The organism is Paraburkholderia sp. SG-MS1, from assembly GCF_012275575.1.
In the GTDB taxonomy this organism is placed as follows: domain Bacteria; phylum Pseudomonadota; class Gammaproteobacteria; order Burkholderiales; family Burkholderiaceae; genus Paraburkholderia.
Genome location: NZ_NPIH01000012.1, coordinates 1 through 407 on the forward strand (window position 1 = coordinate 1; position 407 = coordinate 407).

General features: G+C 60.9%; 1 protein-coding gene. It reads right to left on the reverse strand.

The window, feature by feature from the left end; translation table 11 throughout:
• Positions 1-407: TRAP transporter substrate-binding protein DctP (dctP, locus tag CIC12_RS01145; RefSeq protein WP_168661367.1), on the reverse strand; the 407-nt coding region annotated here is incomplete at both ends.

Here is a 407-nt window from a genome sequence, read left to right on the forward strand (position 1 = left end):
GGCGTGCCGCCCATCGCGCGGATTTCGTCGACCATCAGATCGGACGGCTGCACGCGCACCTTGAGGCCCTTCATGTCAGCCGGCGAATGGATGGCGCGTTTGGCGTACATCGAACGTGCGCCGCTCTCATAGAACGTCAGCGCGATCATGCCTTTTGCCTTGAAGGCGTCGAGAATCTTCTGACCTTCCGGGCCGTACATTACTTTGCGGAAATGGTCGATGTCGCGGAACAGGAACGGCAGCGACGGGATCATCGACTCGGGGACGATCTCGTTGAACGCCGCGCCATTGGCGCGGGTCATGTCGAGCGCGCCGATGCGAACCTGATCGATCGTGTCGTTTTCCGAACCCAGCGCGCTGTTGCCGAAGACCTTCACGGAATCCTTGCCGCCGGTCGCCTTGTTGAT